This is a genomic window from Amycolatopsis kentuckyensis, from assembly GCF_002155975.1.
GTDB lineage: Bacteria > Actinomycetota > Actinomycetes > Mycobacteriales > Pseudonocardiaceae > Amycolatopsis > Amycolatopsis kentuckyensis.
This window is the reverse complement of the sequence record NZ_MUMI01000321.1, coordinates 1-7,373: the sequence shown is the minus strand read 5'-3', so window position 1 is coordinate 7,373 and position 7,373 is coordinate 1. Positions and strand designations below refer to the sequence as shown.

The 7,373-nt window shown below is 69.9% G+C and carries 7 protein-coding genes; 2 read left to right on the top strand and 5 right to left on the bottom strand.

Features of this window, described 5'->3' with window-relative positions:
- Positions 1-2,547, top strand: a 2,547-nt coding sequence (locus CCN39_RS29160) for a GH92 family glycosyl hydrolase (RefSeq protein ID WP_086847330.1), incomplete at its 5' end; no start/stop codon positions are given.
- Here CCN39_RS29160 and CCN39_RS29155 read toward each other — a convergent pair.
- From CCN39_RS29155 to CCN39_RS29145, 3 genes are all read right to left on the bottom strand, one after another.
- Positions 2,538-3,137 carry a GNAT family N-acetyltransferase gene (locus CCN39_RS29155; RefSeq protein ID WP_086847328.1) on the bottom strand — a complete coding sequence of 200 codons (600 nt, stop codon included), beginning with the start codon at positions 3,135-3,137 and terminating at the stop codon, positions 2,538-2,540. The genes CCN39_RS29160 and CCN39_RS29155 overlap by 10 nt on opposite strands.
- Positions 3,138-3,177: 40 nt before the next feature.
- Complete coding sequence (locus tag CCN39_RS29150) at positions 3,178-3,435, bottom strand: hypothetical protein (RefSeq protein ID WP_208630431.1); 258 nt, start codon at positions 3,433-3,435, stop codon at positions 3,178-3,180.
- 139 nt (positions 3,436-3,574) lie between these two features.
- Positions 3,575-4,030 carry an Lrp/AsnC family transcriptional regulator gene (locus CCN39_RS29145; protein ID WP_086847332.1) on the bottom strand — a complete coding sequence of 152 codons (456 nt, stop codon included), beginning with the start codon at positions 4,028-4,030 and terminating at the stop codon, positions 3,575-3,577.
- An 80-nt stretch (positions 4,031-4,110) separates the two neighbouring features.
- Here CCN39_RS29145 and CCN39_RS29140 point away from each other — a divergent pair, with 80 nt between their 5' ends.
- Positions 4,111-5,172 carry a Glu/Leu/Phe/Val dehydrogenase dimerization domain-containing protein gene (locus CCN39_RS29140; protein ID WP_086847326.1) on the top strand — a complete coding sequence of 354 codons (1,062 nt, stop codon included), beginning with the start codon at positions 4,111-4,113 and terminating at the stop codon, positions 5,170-5,172.
- Here the strand turns inward: CCN39_RS29140 and CCN39_RS29135 are convergent.
- On the bottom strand, positions 5,114-6,364 hold the full coding sequence (locus CCN39_RS29135; RefSeq protein WP_086847323.1) for an ABC transporter substrate-binding protein: 1,251 nt from the start codon (positions 6,362-6,364) through the stop codon (positions 5,114-5,116). The two genes, CCN39_RS29140 and CCN39_RS29135, sit on opposite strands and share 59 nt — an antisense overlap.
- A partial coding sequence (locus CCN39_RS29130) for a branched-chain amino acid ABC transporter permease (protein ID WP_086847321.1) occupies positions 6,361-7,373 on the bottom strand: 1,013 nt, incomplete at its 5' end. The genes CCN39_RS29130 and CCN39_RS29135, both read right to left, overlap by 4 nt.

Below are 7,373 nucleotides of genomic sequence, written 5' to 3'. Positions count from 1 at the left end.
GAACGGCACGACGGCGCCGGCGGCAGCACCTACCCCGGCGCCGTCGTGCCGTTCGGCATGGTGCAGTTCAGCCCGGACACCCCGACCGCGTCGCCGTCCGGGTACCGCTACAGCGACACCGGCATCGAGGAGTTCAGCCTCACCCACTTCAACGGCGCGGGCTGCGCCAACAACGAAGACCTCGGCCTGCTGCCGATCACCGGGGCGATCGGGACGTCGCCGGGCACCGGCTGGACCGGGTACGCGGGCCGGTACACCAAAGCCAACGAGTCGGCCGCGCCCGGCTACTACAAGAACAAGCTCGACAACTACAACACCACCGTCGAACTCTCCGCCACGCAACGGTCCGGCTTCATGAAGCTGACCTACCCCAGCACGACGTCCGCGCGGCTGCTCGTCAACACCAGCCGCAGCGCCACCGGCAGCCGCAGCGGGTCGATCAGCATCAGCGGCAGCCGGCTCACCGGCTCGGTGACCGGCGGTGGGTTCTGCGGCTCGTCGAAGACGTACCAGATCTTCTACGTCATCCAGTTCGACCGCGCGCCCAGCGGGTTCGGCACCTGGCTCGGCGGCACCGTGAGCGCCGGGTCCGCGAGCACCAGCGGCACGAACTCCGGCGGCTACGTCACCTTCGACACCTCCGGCAACCCGACCGTGCAGGCGAAGGTCGGCATTTCGTTCGTCAGCCTGGCCAACGCGCAGGCCAACCTCGACGCCGAGAACCCCGGCTTCGACTTCGCCGGGATCCGGAGTGCGGCCGACACCAGCTGGAACAACGTCCTCAACCGCGTGCAGGTGACCGGCGGCGCCGCCGCGGACCTGCAGAAGTTCTACACGGCGCTGTACCACGTCTTCCAGAACCCGAACATCGCCAGCGACACCAACGGCCAGTACCGCGGGTTCGACCAGGCCGTGCACACCGCGTCCCACACCGTCTACCAGAACTACTCCGGCTGGGACATCTACCGGTCGTGGGCCGCGCTGATCGGGCTCGTCGCGCCGAACGAAGCGAGCGACATCGCGAAGTCGATGGTGCTGGACGGCCAGCAGGGCGGACTGCTGCCCAAGTGGTCGCACAACAGCAACGAGCACTTCGTGATGACCGGCGACCCCGGCCCGATCATCGTCGGCAGCATGTACGCCTTCGGGGTCCGCGGCTTCGACACCGCGGCCGCCCTGACGCTGATGGACAAGAGCGCGAGCGGCGGCACCACGCAGGGGCAGGCGATCCGCGGCCGGGAAAGCGGCTACCTGAGCCGGCACTACGTCTACGAGGACCCGTCGGACTCGCTCGAGTACTCGGCGTCGGACTTCGCGGTGGCGCAGTTCGCGAAGGCCGTGGGTGACACCGCGAAGTACACCACCTACATGCAGCGCGCCCAGTGGTGGCAGAACGTGTTCGGCACCGACTCCGGCTACATCCAGCCGCGCGGCAGCACGGGCACGTGGGCGTGGCCGGTCGTGCCGTCGAGCAACAGCGGTTACACCGAGGGCAACCCGTCGCAGTACACCTGGATGGTGCCCTACAACTACCAGGGCCTGATCAACCTGATGGGTGGCCGCCAGACCGCCGTCCAGCGGCTGGACCACCACTTCACCCAGCTCAACGGCGGCCTCACCCAGCCGTACTTCTACATCGGCAACGAGCCCGAGCACGGCGTGCCGTGGGCGTACAACTACGCCGCCCACCCGCAGGGGACCAGCTCCGCAGTGCGCCGCGTGATGAACGAGTCGTTCACCACCGGCCCGGGCGGCCTGCCCGGCAACGACGACCTCGGCGCCACCTCGGCGTGGTACGTCTTCGCCGCGCTCGGGATGTACCCGGCGACGCCGGGCGCGGACGTCCTCGCCCTGCACGGCCCGCTGTTCCCCGCCGCCTCGATCGTCCGGCCGTCCGGGACGATCCAGATCACCGGCAGTGGCGCCGGCCAGGGTGCCCAGTACGTGCAGAGCGTGAGCGTCAACGGCGTCGCGACGACGAAGTCGTGGATCCGCTACGGCGACATCGCGGGCGCGTCCACGCTGGGTTACACGATGGGCTCGTCGCCGAGTGCCTGGGGCACGAACGTGGCCGACGTCCCGCCGTCGTACAACGACGGGTTCACGCCGCCGCCCGCCGCGCCGGAGCTCGGCGCGAACCTGGCGCAGGGCAAGGCGGCGACGGGCTCGGCCACGTGCAACTCGGCCGAGACCGCGGACAAGGCCGTCGACGGCAGCCTCGCGGACAACAGCAAGTTCTGCACCACCGCCGCGACGAAGTTCCTGCAGGTCGACCTCGGGTCGGCGCAGAACGTGTCGGCGTTCGTGGTCAAGCACGCCGGCCTCGGCGGGGAGACGACGGGCTGGAACACCGGCGCCTTCACGATCCAGACGTCGGCCGACGGCTCCAGCTGGACGACGGTCGCGTCGGTGACCGGCTCACGGGCCAGCCGCACGTATCACCCGATCGCGACCCGGTCGGCCCGGTACGTGAAGCTGAACGTCACCACGCCGGCCAACGACGGCAACGGTGCGTCACGCATCTACGAGTTCGAGGTCTACCGCTGACCGGGAGGCTCGTGAGCGCCGGACGCGGCGCTCGCGAGCCACTCCTCACGGGTGATCGCGTACTCCACGTCACCCTGCTCGCTGCCCGGCGCCCGCTCGTGCTCCGGGAACTCCTCGAAGTACGTGCGGACCAGCTTCATCCCCAGCTTTTCCATCACCCGCCACGAGCGCTGGTTCACCACCATGGTGGACGCCGTCACGCGGGTGACCCCCAGTTCGGTGAATCCCTTCGCGAGCAGTGCCGCGGAGCCTTCCGTTCCGTAACCCGTGCCCCACGCCTTCCGGTGCAGCCGGTAGCCGAGTTCGGGCTGGTCCGGCGGATCGCCGGGGCGCGGGCGGAAATGGAACCACCCCAGGAAGTCGCCGGTGCTCTTTTCGATCGCCGCCCAGAACCCGTAACCGGGGAAACGCTCGTAGTAACCGAGGAACGCGGGGAGATCCAGCGTGACGATCTCGGCGCGGTCCGCCGGCTGTCCCCCATTGAGGTACTTCATCACGGCCGGGTCGTCGTAGAGCTCGAAGAGCGCGTCGGCGTCGTTCTCGGTGAACCGGCGGAGGATCAGCCGCTCGGTTTCGAGGAATACGTGCATCGGATGATGCTGTCAGTGACCCCAGAGTGTGGCAACGCGTTTACGCGGCGGCGGCGAAGACCTCGCCCAGTGCCCGCGAACCGGCGTCGGTGAGCAGCGCGGGCACGCGCTCGCCGCACTTGCCGGGGCGTGCGGGTGCGATCAGGCCGAGCCGCGCGAGCCGGTGCACGGTGGACTGGTCGCAGCAGCTCAGGCCGTCGATGAAGAGGTCGGGCTCGCAGCTGCAGCTGAACTCGGCGTGGCCCCCGGCCACGGCTCTCAACGTGGCCCGCTCACGATGGTTCAATTCGGTGATCATGGCGGCGCCTCCTTCCCGTCGTGCTCATTAGACGCCCCGCCACCGACAGTTTCCGCCTCTGAGCGTGCGAACCCGGGTATTTGAGGGGTTCACGTAGGGGCGGCGTGTCGCGCCGCTCCGGGTTGAACCCCGAGTACCCCTACGGGAGCGGTTCAAGCGTCGTCTTCCGCAGGTGCCGGAAAACGATCGACGTCCGGAACCCGACGATCTCCCGGCGCAACGCGAGCCGGTCGGTCAGGAATGCGTGCAACGCGTCGATGTCGGGGGTGGTCACTTCGATCAGGAAATCGTCGTTGCCGGCCGTGACGTACACCGAGAGCACTTCCGGGAGTTCGGCGATGGACCGCTGGAAGGAATCGATCACCGCCCGGCTCAGCGGCCGCACCTGCGCCGTGACGAGCGCCCGGACGCCGCGGTTGAGGCTCGGCAGGTCGACGTCGGCGTGGTAGCCCCGGATGACGCCGCGTTCGCGCAGCAGCCGGATGCGTTCGAGGCACGTCGAGGGCGCGATGCCGACCTTCCGGGCGATGTCCCGGTTGGTCTGCCGGGCGTCTTCCTGCAACAGCCGCACGATCGCCGAATCAAGTTCGTCCAGCACCGGGCCCTCCGCGTCCGTACCGAATTTCGTTCGGCAGCCGAGCTGGACTGCCGACTGTCACCCTAACTTCAGCCCTCATGACCGCACATGAGCAACTCGTAGTCCGCCGCGGCCGTCGATCCGGCATCACGACGATGGTCGCGATCCATTCGACCGCGCTCGGCCCCGCCGTCGGCGGCTGCCGCTTCAAGTCCTACGCCACGCTCGAAGAAGCCATCGGCGACGTCCTGCGCCTGTCGGCCGCCATGACCGCGAAGTGCGCCGTCGCCGGGCTGGCCTTCGGGGGCGGCAAGAGCGTCATCGCGCCCGAGCCGGGCCGCGTCCTCTCGCCCGAGGAGCGCCGGGCCGTCCTGCTCGACCACGCCGACCTGATCGCCGAGTTCGGCGGCGCCTACCGAGCAGGGCCGGACGTGGGCACCGGCCCGGCCGACATGCTGGTGTTCCGGGAAGCCTCGCCGTACGCGTTCTGCACGCCCGAATCCGCGGGCGGAACCGGTTCCTCCAGCGGCCCGACCGCACTCGGGGTGCTCGCCGCCCTCCGCGCCGCAGCCGGCTCGGCCGACCTGACCGGCCGCCGGGTGGTGATCAGCGGCTACGGCTCGGTGGGCGCCCACCTCGCGGCGAGCCTCCAGGCCGCGGGCGCGGACGTCGTCGTCTCGGACATCGACCCGGACAAGCGGGCCGGCGCCGAAGAACAGGGCTTGACCTGGGTCGAGCCCGGCAAGGCGCTCACCCTCACCGCCGACGTCGTCATCCCGGCGGCGGTCGGCGGGGTGCTCGACCCCGAGACCGTGGCCCGCCTCGACACGCCGCTCGTCGTCGGGCCGGCCAACAACCAGCTCACCGACGACAGCGTCGCCGACGACCTCGCCGCGCGCGGCATCCTGTGGATCCCGGACTACGTGGCCAGTGCGGGCGGGATCCTGTACACACTTTCGCGCGAGGCCGAGGGCGTGGACCACGAGGCCGCGCTCGCCCGCGTCGACACGATCGAGGACACCGTCACGGGCCTCCTGAAGGCCGCCGAGGCCAACGCGACCACCCCGCTCCACGAGGCGGCCGCGCTGGCCGGGCGGATGCTCACTTCTGGTGCGGAGCCACGTACTCCTTCGCTTCCGGCGCTTCGAACAACGGCTTGACGTACTTGACGCCACCCTCGGCGGAGGCGTCCGGGGTGGCCGCGTACACCTGGCGCGTCGCCGGCGTTCCCGGCTTCGAGAAGTCGAGCGCCGCGACCAGGTTGTCCGTGTTCGCCGACGTCGTCTGCTTCAGCGCCGCGGCGATGCCGTCGCGGGTGAGGTCCTTGTTGTCGCACGCCTTCTTGAGGACCGCGCCCCACACCTCGCCGACCGCGTAGCCGTACGGGACGCCGCCGTTGGGCGTTTCCTTGTACGCGGCCTTGTACTTCGCCGCCACGTCCTTCGCCTTGGGCAGGTCGGCCGAGAACGGCACGCTGCTCGCGACGATCGTCAGCTTGTCCAGCGCGCCCGCGGCGGGGCTCTTCAGCAGCGCCGGGTCGAACGTCGGGTTGTTGCCCAGCACCGGCACGTTCAGCCCGAGCGCCTTGTTGGCCCCGACCGTCGAGCCGGTCTGGGTGGGCGTGGTGGTCAGCACGATCGCCTTGACGCCGGCGCCCTTGAGGCCGGTGACGACGTTGGTCAGGTCGCTGTCGGTCGAGGTGATCTTGACTTCCTTGAGCGTCAGGTTGTGCTTCTTGGCGTAGAACTGGGAGCCGCGCAGGCCGTTCTTGCCGTACTCGCCGTCGATGTAGATGTGCCCGATCGTGTCGCCGTCCTTGAGCTGCCCCTGCTCCTGCAGGTACGACAGGCCGTCGATGATCTCCAGGTCGTAGGTGGTGCCGACGATCATCACGTACGGGTTGTCGAGCAGTTCGGACGACCACGACGCGGGCGCGGCGGTCGTCTTGTCCGAGGCCAGGTTCTGCTTCAGGGCGGCCACCACCGGCGAGCCCAGCAGCTGCACGAACCCGAGCACCTTCGGCTCGATCTGCGGGTACAGCGTCTTCGCCGTGTCGGCCTTGTAGCCGTGGTCGACCTCCTCGAGCTTCACCTGCCGCCCGCACACGCCGCCGGCGGCGTTGAAGTCCTTGGCCCACAGCTCGTTGCCCTGCGTGACGCCGAGGCCGAGGTTCTTGAACACGCCGGACTTGTCGGTCATCACGCCGAGCGTCACCTCGTTCGCCGTCACCCCCTTGCCGGTCTTGACGCCGGAGCTGTCCGAGCCGGACGAGCCCGAGTCGTTCGCTTTCGTGCTGCACGCCGAGAGCGCGAGGACGGCCACCAGCGCCGCCGCCAGGTGTGTGCGTTTCATGATTCCTCCGGGGGTTGACGGCGAGGACGGGTGAGCCGGCGGCCGATCGCGGCGAGCCCGCCCGGCTCGAACAGCACGACGAGGATGATCGCGGCGCCGTAGACGAACGAGCTGACCAGGATCGGGGTCAGCGCGCCGTCGCCGGTGCCGGAGAACCAGCCCAGGTCGGCCGAATACAGGGCGAGGACCTGCGGCAGGCCGTTCACGATCAGCGCGCCGACGAGCGCGCCGGGGACCGAGCCGAGGCCGCCGATGATGACCATCGCCAGGTAGGCGATCGACACGTTGATGCCGTAGGTGCCGAACTCGCTCTCGTCCGGCTTGAGGATGTCGAACCACAGCACGGTCATCGCGCCGGCGAGGCCGCCGTAGGCCGAGGAGACGGCGAACGCGCCCGCCTTGGCCCGCAGCACGCTGACGCCCATCACCGCGGCCGCGGCTTCGTTGTCGCGCACCGCCCGCCACGACCGGCCGACCCGGCCGCGGACCGCGCCGCGGGCGATGACGAACGCGAGCACGGTGAGCAGCAGGAACAGGTACCACATGCGCTCGGCCTGCCGGATCGGCACGCCGAGGAGGCTGATCTCCGGGCCGTCGTTGGTGAACGGGAAGCCGAACAGGGAGAACGGTGCCGGCGCGCGCCCGGTCGACGTCCCGCCGGTGAGCTCCTCCGCGGACTGTCCGAAGTAGAGGCCCAGGAACACCAGGGCGAGCGAGGCGACGCCGAGGTAGATCCCGCGCAGCCGTCCGGCGACCGGGGCGAAGGCCAACCCGAGCAGGGCCGCGACGACCACCGCGCCCAGCAGCGAGAGGCCGGGGTCGAGGCCGAAGCCGATCACCCGGTCGTCCCCCGTCGGTCCGGAGAGGACGGTGTAGGCGGTGCCGCCGGCGAGCAGGAAGAACGCGTGGGCCAGGGAAAGCTGCCCGGCCTGCCCGACCACCAGCGTCAGCCCGATCGCGCCGACCGCGCCGATCATCATGTACTGCCCGGCCTTGAGCCAGGCCGCGT

What these genes read in the sequence shown, in the direction of transcription:
- CCN39_RS29155 (WP_086847328.1), bottom strand. Translation starts at nt 3,137, where the DNA reads ATGCACGTATTCCTCGAAACCGAGCGGCTGATCCTCCGCCGGTTCACC.
- CCN39_RS29150 (WP_208630431.1), bottom strand. Translation starts at nt 3,435, where the DNA reads ATGATCACCGAATTGAACCATCGTGAGCGGGCCACGTTGAGAGCCGTG.
- CCN39_RS29140 (WP_086847326.1), top strand. Translation starts at nt 4,111, where the DNA reads ATGACCGCACATGAGCAACTCGTAGTCCGCCGCGGCCGTCGATCCGGC.
- CCN39_RS29135 (WP_086847323.1), bottom strand. Translation starts at nt 6,364, where the DNA reads ATGAAACGCACACACCTGGCGGCGGCGCTGGTGGCCGTCCTCGCGCTC.